This is a genomic window from Rhizobium rhizogenes NBRC 13257 (genome assembly GCF_000696095.1).
Classification (GTDB): Bacteria; Pseudomonadota; Alphaproteobacteria; order Rhizobiales; family Rhizobiaceae; genus Rhizobium; species Rhizobium rhizogenes.
In genome coordinates, this window is sequence record NZ_BAYX01000013.1 from 81,348 (window position 1) to 101,081 (window position 19,734).

General features: G+C 61.2%; 13 protein-coding genes. 7 read left to right on the forward strand and 6 right to left on the reverse strand.

Annotated elements, in window-relative coordinates:
• Positions 1-56 precede the first annotated feature (56 nt).
• On the reverse strand, positions 57-761 hold the full coding sequence (locus tag RRH01S_RS25855; protein ID WP_007698715.1) for a DUF1013 domain-containing protein: 705 nt from the start codon (positions 759-761) through the stop codon (positions 57-59).
• Positions 762-983: 222 nt separating this feature from the next.
• Between RRH01S_RS25855 and acs the strand changes: the two genes are divergently transcribed.
• A complete protein-coding gene (acs, locus tag RRH01S_RS25860; protein ID WP_042475206.1) occupies positions 984-2,942 on the forward strand; it encodes an acetate--CoA ligase in 1,959 nt (652 codons plus the stop codon).
• 96 nt (positions 2,943-3,038) lie between these two features.
• Here acs and RRH01S_RS25865 read toward each other — a convergent pair whose 3' ends face one another.
• A complete protein-coding gene (locus RRH01S_RS25865) occupies positions 3,039-3,257 on the reverse strand; it encodes a DUF1674 domain-containing protein (protein WP_042475211.1) in 219 nt (72 codons plus the stop codon).
• 108 nt (positions 3,258-3,365) lie between these two features.
• On the opposite strand from RRH01S_RS25865, the gene htpX reads away from it, so the two are divergent.
• The 4 genes from htpX (at position 3,366) to purH (ending at position 9,268) form a co-directional block, all read left to right on the forward strand.
• On the forward strand, positions 3,366-4,352 hold the full coding sequence (gene htpX / locus RRH01S_RS25870; RefSeq protein WP_042475213.1) for a zinc metalloprotease HtpX: 987 nt from the start codon (positions 3,366-3,368) through the stop codon (positions 4,350-4,352).
• Positions 4,343-5,758: an RsmB/NOP family class I SAM-dependent RNA methyltransferase gene (locus RRH01S_RS25875; RefSeq protein ID WP_374188769.1), complete on the forward strand. Its 1,416-nt coding sequence runs from the start codon at positions 4,343-4,345 to the stop codon at positions 5,756-5,758. Before htpX ends, RRH01S_RS25875 begins: the two co-directional genes overlap by 10 nt.
• Before the next feature lie 151 nt (positions 5,759-5,909).
• Positions 5,910-7,556, forward strand: a complete 1,647-nt coding sequence (locus tag RRH01S_RS25880; protein WP_037219348.1) for a heparinase II/III family protein — start codon at positions 5,910-5,912, stop codon at positions 7,554-7,556.
• Positions 7,557-7,651: 95 nt separating this feature from the next.
• Positions 7,652-9,268: a bifunctional phosphoribosylaminoimidazolecarboxamide formyltransferase/IMP cyclohydrolase gene (gene purH, locus RRH01S_RS25885; RefSeq protein WP_042475217.1), complete on the forward strand. Its 1,617-nt coding sequence runs from the start codon at positions 7,652-7,654 to the stop codon at positions 9,266-9,268.
• 67 nt (positions 9,269-9,335) lie between these two features.
• Here purH and RRH01S_RS25890 read toward each other — a convergent pair whose 3' ends face one another.
• Complete coding sequence (locus RRH01S_RS25890; RefSeq protein WP_042475220.1) at positions 9,336-10,724, reverse strand: MFS transporter; 1,389 nt, start codon at positions 10,722-10,724, stop codon at positions 9,336-9,338.
• Between the two features lie 49 nt (positions 10,725-10,773).
• Positions 10,774-15,564, reverse strand: a complete 4,791-nt coding sequence (locus RRH01S_RS25895; protein ID WP_042475223.1) for an NAD-glutamate dehydrogenase — start codon at positions 15,562-15,564, stop codon at positions 10,774-10,776.
• Between the two features lie 292 nt (positions 15,565-15,856).
• Here RRH01S_RS25895 and pdxY point away from each other — a divergent pair, with 292 nt between their 5' ends.
• Positions 15,857-16,729, forward strand: a complete 873-nt coding sequence (gene pdxY, locus RRH01S_RS25900) for a pyridoxal kinase PdxY (RefSeq protein ID WP_007698737.1) — start codon at positions 15,857-15,859, stop codon at positions 16,727-16,729.
• A 73-nt stretch (positions 16,730-16,802) separates the two neighbouring features.
• The gene (locus RRH01S_RS25905; protein ID WP_042475226.1) at positions 16,803-17,444 is read left to right on the forward strand and encodes a carbonic anhydrase; all 642 of its coding nucleotides are present in this window, start codon (positions 16,803-16,805) and stop codon (positions 17,442-17,444) included.
• A gap of 137 nt (positions 17,445-17,581) precedes the next feature.
• Here the strand turns inward: RRH01S_RS25905 and RRH01S_RS25910 are convergent, their stop codons facing one another.
• Positions 17,582-18,403, reverse strand: a complete 822-nt coding sequence (locus RRH01S_RS25910) for a lytic murein transglycosylase (RefSeq protein WP_042475229.1) — start codon at positions 18,401-18,403, stop codon at positions 17,582-17,584.
• Between the two features lie 293 nt (positions 18,404-18,696).
• The gene (locus tag RRH01S_RS25915) at positions 18,697-19,731 is read right to left on the reverse strand and encodes an aspartate-semialdehyde dehydrogenase (protein WP_007698740.1); all 1,035 of its coding nucleotides are present in this window, start codon (positions 19,729-19,731) and stop codon (positions 18,697-18,699) included.
• Positions 19,732-19,734 lie beyond the last annotated feature (3 nt).

Genomic DNA, 19,734 nt, shown 5'->3' on the forward strand with positions numbered 1-19,734 from the left:
AAAATAAAGCCCCGGTCGGGAGACCAGGGCTTTGAAAACAGGCGATCGATCGCGTCTCAGTACTGATCGTCATCATCATCAGGCGTGGTGGACTTCAGCGACTTCAGCTTGGCGAAGACGGCATCGGCGTCGATTTCCTTTTCCTTGGGCTCGTCGCGCTCATAGCTGAAGCCGAGCTTCTCGGTTTCCTGCGCCGGCTGCAACGTTGCGCCAAGTTCGGCAGCGGTCGGCAGCGGACGGCCCTTGGCGGCCTTTTCGACTTCCATATCGAGATCGATCTGGCTGCAGAGGCCGAGCGTTACCGGGTCCATCGGTGCCAGATTCGTCGAGTTCCAGTGGGTGCGGTCACGGATCTGCTCGATGGTCGACTTGGTGGTGCCGACCAGACGGGAAATCTGCGCGTCCTTCAGTTCCGGATGGTTGCGTACCAGCCAGAGAATGGCGTTCGGGCGATCCTGGCGCTTGGAAACCGGCGTGTAGCGCGGGCCACGACGCTTGGATTCCGGCACGCGGACCTTCGGCTCGGAAATCTTCAGCTTATGGTTCGGATTGCCTTCGGCACGGGCGATTTCGTCACGCGACAGCTGGCCGGTGGCGATCGGGTCGAGGCCCTTGATGCCCTGGGCGGCTTCGCCATCGGCAATGGCCTTAACTTCGAGCGGATGCAGCTTGCAGAATTGCGCGATCTGGTCGAATGACAAGGCTGTATTGTCCACAAGCCAGATGGCCGTTGCCTTCGGCATGAGCAATTGTTGAGCCATAGATATAGTCCTTCTGTCAGTCCGCGCCGGTGTCGCGGTCCGGGGTGTAACACCTTATTGTCCGGGAAATATGGCCCTATATAACCGCAGCGTTGGGGAATTGCAATTCTTTGCACCTGATTTGATCTTTGTCTAATTGCCGCCGCCACTTGACCTGCTATTGATTGCGCAAATTAGTGCCCATAATCTCGACTGAGGGCGCCATGATTTGAGGAGGACACCATGTCGGAAAAGATTCATCCGGTGACGAAACCGGTCAAGGCGCGAGCGTTGATCGACCAGGCGAAATATCAGAAATGGTACAGGCAGAGCGTCGAGGATCCCGACAAGTTCTGGGGTAAGCATGGCCAGCGCATCGACTGGTTCAAACCCTACACCAAGGTCAAAAATACGTCGTTTACCGGCAAGGTCTCGATCAAATGGTTCGAGGATGGGCTGACCAACGTTTCCTATAATTGCATCGACCGTCACCTGAAGAAGCACGGCGATCGCGTCGCCTTTATCTGGGAAGGCGACAACCCTTATATCGACAAGAAGGTCACCTATAACGAGCTCTACGAGCATGTTTGCCGGCTGGCGAACGTCTTGAAGAAGCACGGCGTCAAGAAGGGCGACCGCGTCACCATCTATATGCCGATGATCCCGGAAGCCGCCTATGCGATGCTCGCCTGCGCCCGCATTGGTGCTGTGCATTCCGTCGTCTTCGGCGGTTTCTCACCGGAAGCGCTGGGTGGCCGCATCGTCGATTGCCAGTCGACCTTCGTCATCACTTGTGACGAGGGCTTGCGCGGCGGCAAGCCGATTCCGCTCAAGGAAAACACCGATACGGCGATCCATATCGCCGCCAAGCAATTTGTCACCGTCGAGAAGGTTCTGGTCGTGCGTCGCACCGGCGGCAAAACCGGCTGGGCGCCCGGTCGCGACCTCTGGTATCACGAGGAAACTGCCAAGGTGAAGGCGGATTGTCCGCCGGCGAAGATGAAGGCGGAAGATCCCCTCTTCATCCTCTATACGTCAGGTTCGACCGGCAAGCCGAAGGGTGTGCTGCACACCACAGGCGGCTATCTCGTCTATGCGGCGATGACGCATGAATATACCTTCGACTATCACCCCGGCGATATCTACTGGTGCACCGCCGATGTCGGCTGGGTCACCGGCCATTCCTATATCGTCTATGGTCCGCTGGCGAATGCCGCGACCTCGCTGATGTTTGAGGGCGTGCCGAATTATCCCGATCAGGGCCGTTTCTGGGACATCATCGACAAGCACAAGGTCAATATCTTCTATACGGCGCCGACGGCGATCCGCTCGCTGATGGGTGCGGGCGATCATTTCGTCAAGCGTTCGTCGCGCTTCAGCCTGCGCCTCCTCGGCACGGTCGGCGAGCCGATCAATCCGGAAGCCTGGGAATGGTACTATAAGGTGGTCGGCGACAGCCGCAGCCCGATCGTCGACACCTGGTGGCAGACGGAAACCGGCGGCCACATGATCACGCCGCTTCCGGGCGCGACGGACCTGAAGCCCGGTTCCGCCACCCTGCCCTTCTTCGGTGTCCAGCCGGAGCTGGTCGATAGCGAAGGCAAAGTGCTGGAAGGTGCTGCCGACGGCAATCTCGTCATCGCCGACAGCTGGCCCGGCCAGATGCGCACGGTCTATGGCGATCACGAGCGTTTCATCCAGACCTATTTTTCCACCTACAAAGGCAAGTACTTCACCGGCGACGGCTGCCGCCGCGACGAGGATGGCTATTACTGGATCACCGGCCGCGTCGACGACGTCCTCAACGTCTCCGGCCACCGTCTCGGCACGGCCGAGGTCGAATCGGCGCTGGTCTCGCACAAGCATGTTTCAGAGGCGGCCGTTGTCGGCTATCCGCATTCGATCAAGGGCCAGGGCATCTATTGCTACGTGACGCTGATGGTCGGACAGGAGGGCTCGGACGCGTTGCGGCAGGAGCTGGTGAAACATGTTCGCGCCGAAATCGGCCCGATCGCTTCGCCCGACAAGATCCAGTTCACCCCCGGCCTGCCGAAAACCCGCTCCGGCAAGATCATGCGCCGCATCCTGCGTAAGATCGCCGAAGACGATTTCGGCGCGCTTGGCGATACCTCGACGCTGGCCGATCCGGCTGTCGTTGATGATCTGATTGCCAATAGGCAGAACAAGGCGGATGCGGCTTGATTTTGGGACGCATATTGGAGGTTTTATCTCGCCCGTCCCGGGCGAGATAGGCTCTGCATCCGCTACGCCGAGCAAAACGGTCCGCACAGCGACTAATCAAAAATCGATCGTCCGTCCGTTGATTTCCCAATCGCCGAAGCGTGAGGGGTCTGCGCCGCCACGGCCGCCGATTTCGGGGGGGAGGCCGGTCTGCGCCTGCGCCTTGCGGCGTTCCTCGGCTTCGGCAAGTGCGCGCTTGGCGGCTGGCGAGAGCGGTTTGCGGGGCGCTTCGCCGGCTTCGATGTCGGTTTTATTGTCGTTATCTGCTGTCTGCATGGCTTGCTGCGGCCTGGAACTGTTGAAATAGCCGGGTGAATAGCCAAATCATAGTGCGTCCGGCCGCAAAGAGAAAGGTTCGGACTGCCGATCGTGCTGGAGACCCGAATGAATCTCATGCGTACTGCCATGCTGCTCGCCTTCATGACCGCCCTGTTTATGGGCGTCGGCTATCTGATCGGTGGGCAATCCGGCATGATGATCGCGTTTGTCGCTGCCGCTGGCATGAACTTCTTTTCCTACTGGAATTCCGACCGCATGGTGCTGTCCACCTATGGTGCGCAGGAGGTGGATGAGCGCAGTGCGCCGGAATTCTATGGCATCGTTCGCGATCTGGCGCGCAATGCCGGCCTGCCGATGCCGAAGGTCTATCTCTACGATAATCCGCAGCCGAACGCCTTTGCCACCGGCCGCAATCCGCAGAATGCCGCCGTAGCCGCCTCGACCGGCCTCCTGCATGCCCTGACGCCGCAGGAAGTGGCGGGTGTCATGGCGCATGAGCTGGCGCATGTGCAGAACCGCGACACGCTGACCATGACGATCACGGCGACGCTTGCCGGCGCCATCTCCATGCTCGGCAATTTCGCCTTTTTTTTCGGCGGCCGCCGCGATAACAACAATCCGCTTGGCGCCATCGGCGTGCTTGCGGCGATGATCGTAGCACCTCTGGCCGCCATGCTGGTGCAGATGGCGATCAGCCGAACGCGCGAATATTCGGCCGACCGCCGTGGCGCGGAGATCTGCGGCGATCCGCTCTGGCTTGCCTCGGCGCTCGGCAAGATCGCCCGTGGTGCCGCGCATATCCCGAACGAGGAGGCCGAGGGACATCCGGCGACGGCTCATATGTTCATCATCAATCCGCTCTCCGGCGCGCGCATGGACAATCTGTTTTCCACGCATCCGGACACGGAAAACCGCATCGCCGCGCTGCATGAGATGGCGCAGTATGGCGGCGGCACAGGCCCTCCCGTTGGCACGCCGACCCGCTCCGGCTCGACGGGACCGGCCATGACTGCTAATCCGGAGCGCAAATCGCGCTCCGTTCCGAATACGGGTCGCGGTGGTTCGCAACCGCCGAAGGGACCTTGGTCTTGAGTTCTGATAATAAAAACAAGCATTTCAATAAAGACGGAAAGCAAGCAGGAAACCGCTCCGGACAGGGCCGACCGCGTGATTCGGTTTCTTCCAAGCCCGGATTTGCGGCGCGCGCCGCCGCGGCGAAGATCCTTTCGGCCGTCATCGACCGCAAGACGCCGCTCGACGGCATGCTGGATGCCGAAGGCGGCAATCCGGCCTACAAGGCGCTTGGCGATAGTGATCGGGCGCTGGTGCGCGCTATTTTGAACTCGGCCTTACGGCATCTGCCGCGCATCGAGGCGGCGATCGCTTCGCTGCTGGATTCGCCGCTGCCGGAAGGTGCGCGCGCCCTGCATCATGTGCTGGTGGTCGGTGCGGCGCAGATGCTCTATCTCGACGTGCCGGATCACTCCGCCGTCGATATCGCCGTGGAACAGGCCAATCAGGATCCGCGCAATCGCCGTTTTGCCAAGCTGGTCAATGCCATTCTCCGGCGCATCGGCCGGGAGAAGCAGGACATTCTCAGCCAGGGCGCCGATGTGCCGGCCATGCCCAAATGGTTCCTGACGCGTCTTGAGGCCGCCTATGGCAGGCAAGCGGCGCTGAAGATTTCGGATACGCAGCTGGAGCCGGCCGCCATCGACGTCACGGTAAAATCCGACGCCGAGGGATGGGCGAAGCGCCTGAACGGCGTCGTCCTGCCGACCGGCGGCGTGCGGCTTGCCGCGTTTGAAGGCTCCATCCCGTCGCTGGACGGATTTGCGGATGGCGAATGGTGGGTGCAGGATGCTGCCGCCAGCATTCCGGCAAAGCTATTCGGCTCGCTTGCCGGTCAGCGGGTTGTCGATCTCTGTGCGGCGCCCGGCGGCAAGACGGCGCAGCTCATTCTTGCCGGCGGCAAGGTAACCGCCCTCGATCAATCCGCCAATCGCCTGAAGCGGCTATCCGGCAATCTGGCGCGGCTCGGCCTCGAGGCGGAAACCGTCGTCGCCGACATGGCGAAGTTCCAGCCCGACGATCTCTTTGATGCAGCCCTTCTCGATGCGCCGTGCTCGTCCACCGGCACGACACGCCGCCATCCCGATGTGCTCTGGACCAAGGGTCCGGAGGATATCGCCAAGCTTGCCGCTTTGCAGGAGCGTCTGCTTCGCCATGCTCTGACTCTGGTCAAGCCCGGCGGGCTCGTGGTCTTTTCCAATTGCTCGCTCGATCCCGAAGAGGGCGAGGATCTGGTCGCGCGCGTTTTGTCCGAAACGGACATGGCGGAGCGTGTGGCGATCAAGCCTGAGGACTGGCCGGGTCTCGAAGCGGCGATCTCTCCGCTCGGCGCCTTCCGTACCACGCCCGATATGCTGCCGCTCTCCGGCGGTTTTGCCTCCGGCCTCGATGGCTTCTTCGCCGTGGTGCTCCGTCGCACGCATTAGTGGCGGAGCTTGAGCGATTGCTCTCATATTGATGAAAAATCGGGCACAACGTCCCGATTTGGCATATTCCTAACCTCTTCTTAACCACCGGGTGTTGAGAGTAAGCAGAAGCAAATATGCAGTTTTGCGGCAGGATTTAGTGAAATTACACATGCGGGAAGCATGGCGGCGGATGTCTCGCCGCGCGGCGTTGGCGCGATTGCGTCTCACCCGCCACACGATGCGTGTGCCGGAACGGCTGATCGTGGCTCCGACGGATCTGCGCAGTATCGATCCTTTCTTTGTCGAAGAGCTTTTGAATGGCCGCATCCTGTTGGCGGGCCGCGTGCTGGAAACCGAGGGCGGATCGCCTTTCGCCCTGGAGCTTCCGTCGCAGGTCTTTGCCGTGCGGCTGCACAATTTCCGCTGGCTGCGGCACTTGCGGGCGGAAAAAAGCGATCAGGCGTCTGCCCTGGCGCGCTCCATTCTCAATGACTGGATGGCGGTTCATGGCCGCCGGCTGCAGGGCATCGCCTGGGCGCCCGATACCGCCGCCGAGCGGTTGATCGCCTGGTTGTCGCACTCGCCGGTTCTCCTGCAGGGCACGGATAGCGGCTTCTACCGCCGTTTTATGCGTATGCTCGTCCTGCATGTGCGCTATCTCCGCCGGGTTGCGGCAACGACGCGGGATGGAACGACGCGGTTCCGGGTGCGGATCGCGCTTGCCATGTCCTCGGTCGCCATGCCGAACGGCGCTTCGGCGCTGAAGCGCGCCGGTCAGGCGCTCAACCGGGAAATCGACCGGCAGATTCTGCCCGATGGCGGGCATATCTCGCGCAATCCGCGCATAGCGCTCGAGCTTTTGCTCGATCTGCTGCCGCTGCGCCAGACCTATGTCAATCTCGGCCACGATGTCCCGTCGCGGCTGATCCCCGGCATCGACCGCATGTATCCGGCGCTACGCTTCTTCCGGCATCAGGATGGCGATTTGGCGTTGTTCAACGGCGCGACATCGACGCTTGCCAATGAGCTGATGTCGGTGCTGCGTTATGATGAAACCGCCGGCCAGACGTTCAAGGCTCTGCCGCATGCGAAATACCACCGGCTGGCCGCGGGTCAGGCGGTGGTCATCGTCGATACCGGCTGTCCCGCCTCCGCCGACCTTAGCCGCACGGCCCATGCCGGCTGCCTGTCCTTCGAAATGTCATCGGGCAAGGCCCGCTTCATCGTCAATTCCGGCGCGCCGGAATTTGCGGGCGACCGCTATGTACAGGCCGCCCGCGCGACAGCGGCGCATTCGACCGTAACGCTCAACGACACCTCCTCCTGTCTATTTTCCAAGTCGAAAACCCTTGGCCCCGTCATGGTCGGCGGCGTGAAGAAGGTTATCGTCGAGCGCGCTGAGACCGAGGATGGTCGTGATTATGTGAGAGCCGCGCATGACGGCTATCTCTCCACGTTCGGCTATGTGCATGAGCGCGAGATCAGCCTCAATGCCGCCGGCACGATCCTTACCGGCCGCGACCGTTTCTTCGTTCCCGAGGGCAAGAAGCATACGCCAAGGGGTGAAAGCCTGGCGTCGGCTCGCTTCCATATCCATCCCTCCATCAGCCTGCTGCAGACCGAGACGGATAGCGCCCTGCTGATCGCGCCGGATGGCGAGACCTGGGTCTTCTCCTCGCCGGGCAACGAGGTGTTGGTGGCCGAGGATATCTTTTTCGCCGATGCCTCCGGCATGCGCTCCTCCGACCAGCTCGAGATTGTTTTCCCAATTGGCGAAAAGCCGGAAATCCGCTGGTTTTTGTCCTATCGGCCATAGGCTAACAGCGTCAGCTATGCTAACGGGGCGGGCATATCGTCCCGCGCCGTTTTCGCCGGACATCTCCTCTCCTCGCGCTATATCGGAGAAAGCCCATGGCCGTCGTATCCAAGAAAATCCCCGCTCCCGACAAAGTCCAGGTGAAAACCGCGCTTCTGTCCGTCTTCGACAAGACCGGCATCGTCGAGCTTGCTCGTGCGCTCAGCGAAAAGGGCGTGCGGCTGTTGTCGACCGGCGGCACCCATAAGGCAATCGCGGCGGCCGGCCTTGCGGTGACTGACGTCTCCGAAGTCACCGCGTTCCCGGAGATCATGGATGGCCGCGTCAAGACGCTGCATCCGAGGGTGCATGGCGGCCTGCTTGCCATCCGTGACGATGTCGAGCATCAGGCGGCGATGAAGGAACACGGCATCGAGGGCATCGACCTCGCCGTCATCAACCTCTATCCCTTCGAAGACGTGCGCAAGGCCGGCGGCGATTATCCGACGACGGTGGAGAATATCGACATTGGCGGCCCGGCAATGATCCGCGCTTCAGCCAAGAACCATGCCTATGTGACCACCCTTACGGATCCGGCCGATTACTCCGAGCTGCTCGAGCAGCTTTCCGCCGATGCGGGACAGACGACCTACGACTTCCGCAAGCGCATGGCCGCCAAGGCTTTTGCCCGCACCGCTGCCTATGATGCGATGATCTCCAACTGGTTTGCCGAAGCGCTCGACATCGCCACCCCACGCCACCGCGTTATCGGCGGCGTGCTGCGTGAAGAGATGCGCTATGGCGAAAACCCGCATCAGAAAGCGGCTTTCTACGTCACCGGCGAGAACCGTCCCGGCGTCTCGACCGCAACCCTGATCCAGGGCAAGCAGCTTTCCTACAACAATATCAACGATACAGATGCGGCCTATGAGCTCGTTGCCGAGTTCCTGCCGGAGAATGGTCCTGCCTGCGCGATCATCAAGCATGCCAATCCCTGCGGCGTTGCCACAGGCCCGAGCCTGGTGGAAGCCTACAAGCGGGCGCTCGCCTGCGATTCCGTTTCCGCCTTCGGCGGCATCATCGCGCTGAACAGTCTGCTCGATGCGGCAACCGCCGAAGAGATCGTCAAGCTCTTCACTGAAGTCATCATCGCGCCTGACGTCACCGAGGAAGCCAAGGCGATCATCGCCCGCAAGCCGAACCTCCGCCTTCTCTCGGTCGGCGCCCTGCCCGATCCGCGTGCATCCGGCCTGACCGCCAAGACCGTCTCCGGCGGCCTGCTCGTCCAGAACCGCGACAATGCGCTGGTCGAAGACATGGAGTTGAAGGTCGTCACCAAGCGCGCGCCGACAGCGCAGGAGCTGGAAGACATGAAGTTCGCCTTTCGCGTCGCCAAGCATGTCAAGTCGAATGCCGTCGTTTATGCCAAGGATGGCCAGACGGCCGGCATCGGTGCTGGTCAGATGAGCCGCGTCGATTCGGCTCGCATCGCCGCGATCAAGGCGGAAGAAGCCGCCAAGGCCATGGGGCTTGCCGAGCCGCTGACCCGCGGTTCCGCCGTTGCCTCCGAAGCCTTCCTGCCGTTTGCCGACGGCCTGCTGTCGGCGATTGCCGCCGGGGCCACGGCCGTCATCCAGCCGGGTGGCTCGATGCGCGACCAGGAAGTCATCGACGCCGCCAACGAGCACAATGTTGCGATGGTCTTCACCGGCATCCGCCATTTCCGCCATTGATTGGCGGATATACCAAATTGTGAATTCGGATATCCCGGTCGGCCAGTTCAACCGGGATTTTCTTTTCCTATCTCGCCTTGTCGGCGGGATAGGGTGTCCGCAGCAGAAGTAAGAGACCGCCGGCGAGGAAGACGACCAGTGTCGCCATGCCGAGGCGGGCCGAGCCGCTCCAATAGGTCATCAGCGAGAAGAACAGTGTCGCCATGAAGCTGGTGGCGCGGCCGGAGAGCGCGTAGATACCGAAATAGCGACCGGCTTCGGCGATGCTGACGCTGCGGGCGAGATAAGAGCGCGAGGAGGCCTGCACCGGGCCGAAGGCGATACCGATCAGCAGACCGTAGCCGATATAGGCCTTTTCGGCTGCCGTCCCGAACAGGCCGCCGGAATCGACGGTGGAAAGCGGCACGAGGCCGAAGAGCGTAAAGCCCGGCCCGGTCGAGACGATACCGAACGTGGCGACGAGCAGCAGGGTGAGGCTGATGACGACCGTTATCTTCGAGCCCAGCCAACGGTCGACATAGCCAGCGATGAAGCAGCCGAAAATGGCGATGACATTGAGGATGATGCCGTAGATGCCGATCTCGATGGTCGCCCAGCCGAACATGCCCGCTGCGAAGGTGCCGCCGAGGATCAGCAGGCCGTTGACGCCGTCCTGATAGATCATGCGGGCGATCAAAAAGAGGCTGATGCCCCGCCGACGTTTCAGCTCGCCGAGCGTCGTTTTCAGTTCACGCAGGCCAGAGCGAACAGCAGTGGCCAGCGGTAGGCCGCGCGCGGCATCCGGCGTGAAGAAGAACATCGGCAGGATGAAGAGGAAATACCAGACGGCGGCGATCGGCCCGGTGATGCGGGCATCCTCGCCGAGTGTTGCGTCGAGGCCGAAAAGCGGCGTCAAGCCGAGGATGGTTTTGCCGGTCTGCGGGCTGCCGGCCAGAAGCGCCACGACGGCAATCAGCACGATCATGCCGCCGAGATAGCCGAGTCCCCAGGCGGCGTTCGATACGCGGCCGACATCGTCCTTTCCGACAAGCCTCGGCATCATCGAATCGTTGAAGACGATTGAAAATTCCGCCGAGATCGAGGCGAGGATCATGAAGATGACGGGATAGATCACCGGTGAGCCGGGGGCGGCACCCCAGAGGCAGAAGAGGCTGGCGATCTTGATGACGGCGAAGAAAGCGATCCACGGCTTGCGTCTGCCGGATTGATCCGCGATCGAGCCGAGCACTGGCGACAGCACGGCGATGATCACCGAGGAGATCGTCGCCATATTGCTCCATGTCGCCTGCGCGGCCACCGGATCGGCGGTCAGTCGTGCCACGAAATAGGGGCCGAAGATGAAGGTGGTGACGACGGTGAAGAAGGGTTGCGCCGCCCAGTCGAAGAACATCCATCCCCAGATGCCCCGCGCCGGCACTTTTGCCGGCGCATTGTCGCTTATCTCGGTGGCCACCAAATTCCCGTCCTTGATTCCGCCGATCGGCTATTGAGTCGGGCGGACTGTCTCACCTCGCCCGGTCATGCGCAAGATCGGTCAGAAGGCCGGCGGCAACCGTGATCCGGGCAAGGTTCGGATCACCGCTTTCGCTGAGGCTCGCAAGCTCCTCAGCAATGCGATTGATGCGGATGCGATCCTCCGCATGCCATGCCTGGATCGGCTGTTTGTCCTTCGGATGGTTCGACAGCGCCGAGATGACGATATCGCGCCGGGCGCCGGCGATCTGGTCGAGGCTGCGAGCCAAGGCCAGGCTCTCATAGTGATCGCCGGTGAGGATGCGGCTGCCGGCGAGCAGCAGGCGTCCGACACGGAAGGTCTGCGACACGGTGAAGTAGCTTTCGGCGGCGCGGTTGAGCGTATCGCCGGTGCGCTCGGCGATCTGCATGATCTCTGGGACGAGAACGAGCGCGTAGATCATGGCGATCTCGCCGGCGAGTTTTTCCGGTAGACCGGCGGTCTGGTATTCCGTCTGGCGAGCGGCGATCTCGGCGGCGAAATCTGCCGGGATATGGCTGAGGAAGAGTGGGCGCAGCTTTTTCAAGGCTGCCTGAAGCCGGGTGATGGTTTCCTCGATATTGCCCTTCGCCGCGCCGGTTTTCAGCAGCAGGCGAGTGAGCGCCGTGTAGACCTCGGTGATCTCGCCGTAGACGCGGTTCTGCATCTGTCCGGCGACCTTGCCGTCAAGCGCGTCGGTTTCGTTCCAGAGCCGGTCGAGATCGAAGCCGTCACGGGCGAGCACGCTAGCCTTGACCACTTCGGCGGCCGATGCCGCCGTCGCGTCCATCATGCTGACGGCAAAGCCCGGCCCGCCGCGATTGATCGCCTCGTTTGCCAGCACGGTTGCTACGATTTCGCGCTTCAGCCGGTGGCCGGTGATGTCGGTGGCATGCGAGCGCTGCATCTTGGCCGGGAAATAATGGCTGAGCGTCGCGGCGAAATAGGGATCGTCCGGCAGGTCGCTTGCCGCAAGCGCGTCGAAGAGGACGATCTTGGCGTAAGAAAGCAGGACGCCGATTTCGGCGCGCGTCAGCGGCCGGCCATTGGCGTAGCGTTCGGCAAAAGTCTGGTCGTCCGGCAGCGTCTCGACCTTGCGGTTGAGTTGCTTGGCGGCTTCCAGAACGCTCATGAAGCGGCTGAGCTCAAGAGCGTTGCCGGTACCCTTGCGCTCGGTCAGCGAGATCGCGAGGGATTGCAGATAGTTGTTGCGCAGTACGAGGACGGCGACTTCATCAGTCATCGACGCCAACAGCGTGTCGCGTTTGGCCCGCGTCAGGCGGCCGTCGAACATGGCCGAGGCGAGTGCGATCTTGATATTGACCTCGACGTCGGAGGTGTTGACGCCGGCCGAGTTGTCGATGGCGTCCGAGTTGCAGCGTCCGCCCTTGAGACCATAGGCGATGCGGCCCTTCTGGGTGACGCCTAGATTGGCACCCTCGCCGATCACCTTGGCACGAACCTCTTCCGCCGTGATGCGGATAGGATCGTTGGCGCGGTCGCCGACTTCCGAATCCGTTTCGGACGGTGCTTTCACATAGGTGCCGATGCCGCCGAACCAGAGCAGGTCGACGGGAGCCTTCAGGATCGCCGTGATGATTTCGAACGGCGTTGCCACCGTCTTGTCGATGCCGATCGCGGCGGCGGCGTCAGCCGTCAGCGTCACCGATTTCGCTGAGCGGGAAATGATCATCGCGCCCTTCGACAGCACGGATTTGTTGAAATCCTGCCAGCTCGAGCGCGGCAGATCGAAGAGGCGCTGCCGTTCGGCCAGCGTCTTTGCCATGTCCGGATCGGGATCGATGACGATGTCGCGATGGTCGAAGGCGGCGATGAGGCGGATTTTCGGCGACAGCAGCATGCCGTTGCCGAAGACGTCGCCGGACATGTCGCCGACGCCGACGACGGTAAACGGTGTCGTCTGGATGTCGATATCCATCTCGCGGAAGTGCCGCTTGACGGTTTCCCAGGCGCCGCGGGCGGTGATGCCCATCTTCTTGTGGTCATAGCCGGCCGAGCCGCCGGAGGCGAAGGCGTCATCCAGCCAGAAGCCGGCTTCCTGCGCCAGCGCATTGGCGGTGTCGGAGAAAGTGGCCGTGCCCTTGTCTGCGGCAACGACGAAATAGGGGTCGTCGCCATCCAGCCGTACCGTGTCGGTCGGTGCGATGATATCGGCGCCGGAGATATTGTCGGTGATCGACAATAGCGTGCGGATATAGGTCTTGTAGGCCTCGCGCCCGGCATTGAAGATCTCGTCGCGGGTGCCGCCAACCGGCAGCTTCTTCGGATAGAAACCACCCTTGGCGCCGACAGGCACGATGACGGCGTTCTTCACCTGCTGCGCCTTGACGAGGCCGAGCACTTCGGTGCGGTAATCCTCGGCGCGGTCCGACCAGCGCAGACCGCCGCGCGCCACCTTGCCGAAGCGCAGGTGCACGCCTTCCACTTCGACGCCATAGACGAAGATTTCGCGGAAGGGCCGCGGTTCCGGCAGACCGTCCAGCAGCTTCGGATCAAGCTTGAAGGCGAGCATGGCCTTAGGGGTGCCGTCGGGGTTTTTCTGGAAGTAGTTAGTGCGTAGCGTTGCGTCGATGGCGTTGACGTAGCGGCGCAGAATGCGGTCGTCGTCGAGGCTTGGAACGTCGGCAAGCTCGGTTTCAATGGTCGCATGCAGCTCGGAAAGCTTGTTCGTACGGTTCTTGTCGCTGAGCTTGGGATCGAGCGTGTCGTAGAATAGTCGGAAGATCGCGGCGGCGATGCGCGGATATTTATCCAGTGTCGCGGCGATATAGTCCTGCGAATAGGCGATACCGGCCTGGCGGAGATAGCGGGCATAGGCGCGGAGCACATTCGTTTCGCGGGCGGAAAGATCGGCCGAGACGATCAGCCGGTTGAAGCTGTCATTGTCGATCGTGCCACCGAAGGCGGCGAGGAAGGCTTCCTCGAGTGCCGCGCCATGGCGTGCGAGATCGATTGTCGTACCGCTGCGGGCTTCCAGTTCCATGTCATGGAGCACCACATGGCCGGTTTCGCCGTCCTTGCCCGTGACATAGATGTCGAAAGTCCGCTCGCTGATGACGTTGAAGCCGAGATTTTCAAGCAGCGGCACGCGGCGCGACAGCGCCAGGTTACCCTGCCCATGGAAAATCTTCAGCGAGAGGATATCGCCGCTTTCATCCTTGCGGGTGTAGAAGGCGATGCGGATCGGTTCGGCACCGGCGGTGGCGGTGATATCCGGCAGGTCGGCGACCGCATCTTCCGGCGTGAAGGCTTCCTGGAAAGCCTGGCTGACGGAGATGCGCGGTGCTTTCGGGCCGGCCAGCATGACGAAACGCTCATCCCAGCGGGCGGTGATGGCGCGGATCGCCTCTTCGAGCTTGCCTTGCGGAATATGTGGCGTCTTGCCGCCACTGCGGCCGATGATGAAGTGCACGCGCGCCACGCCGCCTTCCGGGAAGGCCGGGTAATAGGCGGAAACGCGGCCGTCATAGACGGTTTTCAGGTAATTACCGATCTTCTCGCGGACGACGGAATCATATTCTTCGCGCGGAACGTAGACGATGACCGAGACAAAGCGGTCGAAATGGTCGATGCGCGGCAGAGCGCGCACGTGCGGCCGGTCGGTCAGATCGTTGATCTGTTCGGCAAAGCTTGCGAGCAATGTGGTGTCGATCTGGAAGAGATCGTCGCGCGGATAGGATTCCAGCGTGTTTTCCAACATGCGGCCGGAATGGCTGGCCGGGTCGAAGCCGAAATGATCCTTGACCTTCTGCACCTTCGAGCGCAGCAGCGGCACATCGGCGGCGGCGCTGGTATAGGCGGTCGAGGTGAAGAGACCCACGATGCGCAGCTCGCCGGTGACGTTGCCGTCAGCGTCGAAACGCTTGACGCCGACATAATCCATATAGGCGCGGCGGTGGACGATCGACTTGACGTTGGCCTTGGTGACGATCAGGAAGTCCGGACCATCCAGGAAGGCGAGAATTTCAGGTGTGGTGGTGACGGCGTCCTTGCCCTGGCGAAGCACCAGGACATCCGGATTGGAGAGGATACCGAGGCCGGTGCCGCGATCGCGTTCCACCTTGGCCTTGGCGCCCTTGCCGGAATAGACATACTCGCGCATGCCGAGGAAGGTGAAATTGCCGTCGCGCAGCCAGGAGAGGAAAGCCAGTGCCTCGTCGCGCTCCGCCTTGCGGCGGCCGTTCGCTTCATAGATGGAAAGCTCCGATATCACGGTGTCGAGCCGCGTTTGCATCGACTTCCAATCGGAAACCGTCAGATGCGTCTGATCGAGCACGGTCTGGACGCGCTTGATCAGGTCCGATGCCTGCGCTGCGGTCAGCGGTGCCAGATGCAGCTGGATATGGCTGACGCGACGGGCCGGATCGCTCGGATGATCGGCGGAATAAAGGCTCGGCTGCTTGCCTTTTTCAATGACCAGGATCGGGTGCACGGCCATGTGGAGATCACGGTAGCTGCTCGTCACCTCGCCCATCACCGATTCGTAGAGGAAGGGCATGTTGTGGTCGGTGATCGACAGGATCGAGACGGGCACGCCATCGGGATCGATATCGGTCACCTGCTCGATCGAAACGCGGGGGGAGGTACCGCTCCAGGCCGCGAGCTCCTTGGCCGCGTGCACCGCAGCAAGGGCAAGCATTTCCGGGCTGTAGCGCTCCATGTCGTCATTGCTTGCCCGGCCGAACAGGATCTCCGGATCGAGATGTGGCTCGCCGGTTGCGGCAGCAATCTTTCGCGCCGCCTCAATCTGTTTTTCCCGTTTCGGATTGGTCCTGGACGCCATGAATTTCCTCCAAATTTCAAGATTTTGACCACAGTATCAGAAGATTTATCGAAAAAACTGGCAAAATGAATGCAGATTTGATCGCTTTTCGACGGATTCTGTCTCAAATCGTGAAGAATCTTGCCGAACGTCGTGATCCCGTTGCAAAGCGCATGATAGGGGCGCGGAATTGTCACCATAAGCTCCGCAACAGACGTTTTCATGACTCTGTGAAGCGCGGTTGACAGAGTGACGATAAAGGGATCATCACAACCCCATCGAAGTCGGAAGATCATAACCGGAAGCAAGCATCATGTCGGACAATTCGGCGGGCGCCGTTATCGTCATCTCCAGTCATGTCGTCAGAGGCTCCGTCGGCAATCGTGCCGCCGTCTTCGCGCTGGAAACCCTTGGTCATCCCGTCTGGGCGCTACCGACCATCGTCCTTCCCTGGCATCCAGGCCATGGCCGCTCGACGCGGCTGACCTTCAATGAAACCGACTTTGACCATGCGATCGACGATCTCATCGCGGCACCTTGGTTGTCGGAGGTGAAGGCAGTGCTGTCTGGTTATTTCGGCAATGCCGCACAGGCGCGCTCCGTTGCCCGGCTGGTAAGGGCGCTGAGAGAAAAGAACCCCGATCTCTTTTATGCCTGCGACCCGGTCATCGGCGATGCCGGTGGTCTCTACGTACCCGAGGCGACGGCGGAAGCGATCCGCGACCAGCTAATCCCGCTGGCGTCGCTGGCGACGCCGAACCGCTATGAGCTTGCCTGGCTCGCGGGGGCGCCGCTGGAGGACAACAATGCCGTCATGGAGGCTGCCCTGGCGCTCGGGCCGTCGCGCATGCTGGTGACCTCGGCTGTGCCGATGATGGCCGGCGGTATCGGCAATCTCTATCTCAGCGGCCGAAATGCGCTGCTTGCCGAACATCGCAGCATCGACAATGCCCCGAACGGGCTCGGCGATCTTCTCTCGGCCGTGTTCCTGTCACGGCTTCTATCCGGCATGGATGAGGAGCGGGCACTGCAAATGACCACGGCGAGCGTCTATGAAGTCCTGGCAAGGGCGGTCAAGCGCGGCAGCGACGAGCTGACGCTGGCGGCGGATGCCTCCAGCCTGTCGACACCGATGGCAATGGTGCAGATGCGCCGGCTAATGCATCCCGCGCAGCGCAAGAGGTAGCGATCGAGCCTGTCAGGAGCTTTTTGCAGTGCAATAGTTGCCATCGGCGGCGGCGCGCTGTAATTCAATCTCCATGGACAGCTTTCCTACCTCCCTTCTGAGCGGTTATCGCAACTTCATGAGCGGGCGTTACGTCGATGAGCGCGAGCGCTATCGCAGCCTCGCCGAGAGCGGCCAGAGCCCATCGACCCTGGTGATTGCCTGTAGCGACTCCCGCGCAGCGCCGGAGATTATCTTCGACGCCGGCCCGGGGGAGCTTTTCGTCATCCGCAACGTCGCCAATATGGTGCCGCCCTATGAGCCGGACGGGCATTTCCATGCGACGTCGGCAGCACTTGAATTCGCGGTACAGTCGCTGAAGGTCTCCGACATCGTCGTCATGGGCCATGGCCGCTGCGGCGGCATCCGCGCAGCACTTGATCCCAATGCCGAGCCGCTCTCGCCAGGTGACTTCATCGGTCGCTGGATGGGGCTCCTGAAGCCCGCCGCCGAGCAGATCCAGAGCAATGATATCATGACACAGGCCGAGCGGCAGACGGCGCTGGAGCGCATCTCGATCCGCAACTCGCTCGACAATCTGCGCAGCTTTCCGGATATCAAGGTGCTGGAAGAAGAAGGAAAGTTGAACCTGCACGGGGCCTGGTTCGATATTTCGACCGGCGAGCTGTGGGTGATGGACGCAAAGACCCGCGACTTTATCCGCCCCGAAGCCTGAGAACGCTCTATCTCTTTGCTTTGCGCAAGTCCGGACGGAAAACTGTGGCACAGTTTTCCTGAAATTGCTCTAGGTCTAACGAAAAAGGCGCTCCGGACCATCAGGTCGAAGCGCCTTTTTGATTTGTTTGGCTCTGATTACTTGCCGTCGATCTGCTTGCCGATATAGGCGATTGCTTCCTGATAGACCCTTGCATCGTTCCAGCCGCCGATCGCCGAGAAATTCGGTTCGCCGGGCTGATAGGGAGCACCAGCCTGCCAGCCATGGCCCTTCAGGAAGTTCGCGGTCGAGGACAGCGCATCGGCGCGCGAGCCGACGAGATCGACCTTGCCGTCGCCGTCGCCGTCGACGCCATACAGCACGACGTTCTTCGGCATGAACTGCGTCTGGCCGATTTCGCCATGGGCGGCACCACGAGCGGACGGGCTCAGATAGCCTTCGCCGACGAGCTTGAGGGCGGCATAGAGCTGATCGGTGAAGTAGGCGGAGCGACGGCAGTCAAAGGCAAGTGTCGATACGGCCGAAAGCGTATTCTGGTCGCCCATGAAGCTGCCGAAACCGGTTTCCATGCCCCAGATGGCGATGATCGGGCCCGGGGGAACGCCGTAACGCTTCTCGATGCGCGAGAACAGAGCGGCATTGGCCTGCTTCATGCTCTTGCCACGGCTGATGATCGTCTGGCCGCCGCGCTTTTTCATGAACTCATCGAAGGAGAGCTTGAAGCTCTTCTGGCCGCGGTCCGCGCGGATGGTCGGCTGATTGTAATGGACGTTGGCGAAGGCGCGATCGAGTGTGGATTGGCTGATACCCTGGCCCTGCGCTTCCTGCTTGAATTCGCGCACCCAGTTGTCAAAACCGGCTGATGTGTTGCTGCAGGATGCCGCGTTTGCCACAAACGGTGTGCCCAACAGCAACCCGACCGCAACGAGAGCTGCCATTCCAGACTTAGTGATGCGCATTCAGAATCCCCAAATTCTTACCGCGCGAAAGACGCGGGAACGTTTTTGAATGGCGCGCGAGCCTCTCCGTTCTCCGGGCTCATGCGCTGTCTTGTCGCCACAGGACCATGCCAGTATCGGATGGTTCTGTCATTACTACATTTTAGCGATCAATGTTTTTCGCTTCGCGTGAAACAAGATCACTCAAGAATATTTTGAAAAAGCCCCGCCTTTCGGTGTGAAATGGCGAGGCTTTTCCTCAAATCCTGCTTAGATGGACAAGGTTTATAAACCGTAAATTGGTTTGCAGACGCTTATGCAGCTTGCTTGCGCGGCTTGATCAGGCCGCGGTTGATCAGGAGTTCTGCGATCTGGATGGCGTTCAATGCCGCACCCTTGCGCAGATTATCGGAGACGACCCAGATGTTGAGGCCATTTTCGACCGTTGCATCTTCGCGGATGCGCGAAATGTAGGTCGCATCTTCACCGGCGCATTCATAGGGCGTGATGTAGCCGCCGTTTTCATGCTTGTCGATGACAAGGCAACCCGGCGCTTCGCGCAGGATGTCGCGGGCCTGATCGGCGGTGATCTCGTTTTCGAACTCGATATTGACCGATTCCGAATGGCCGATGAAGACCGGCACGCGTACGGCGGTGCAAGTGACCTTGATTTTCGGGTCAAGCATCTTCTTGGTCTCGGCCAGCACCTTCCACTCTTCCTTGGTGTAGCCATCTTCCATGAAGCTGTCGATGTGCGGGATGACGTTGAAGGCGATGCGCTTGGTGAACTTCTTGTTCTCGATCGGGTCGGCGACGAAGACGGCCCGGGTCTGGTTGAAGAGCTCGTCCATGCCATCCTTGCCGGCGCCGGAAACGGACTGGTAGGTGGAGACGACGACGCGCTTGATCTTGGCGAAGTCATGCAGCGGCTTCAGGGCCACGACGAGCTGCGCGGTCGAGCAATTCGGGTTGGCGATGATGTTGCGCTTGGTGAACTGCGTGATGGCGTCCGGGTTTACTTCCGGCACGATCAGCGGCACGTCGGCGTCGTAGCGCCAGGCCGACGAGTTGTCGATGACGACGCAGCCCTGGGCGCCGATCTTCGGCGAGACCCGCTTGGAGACATCGCCACCGGCCGACATCAGGCAGATGTCGGTGTCGGAGAAATCGTAGTTCTCCAGGTTCGAAACCTTCAGCGTCCGGTCGCCGAAGGAAACTTCGGTGCCCTGCGAGCGGGCCGATGCCAGCGCCACGACTTCGTCCGCGGGGAAACCGCGTTCAGCCAGGATATTGAGCATTTCGCGACCTACATTTCCGGTCGCGCCCGCTACTGCAACTTTGAAACCCATTTC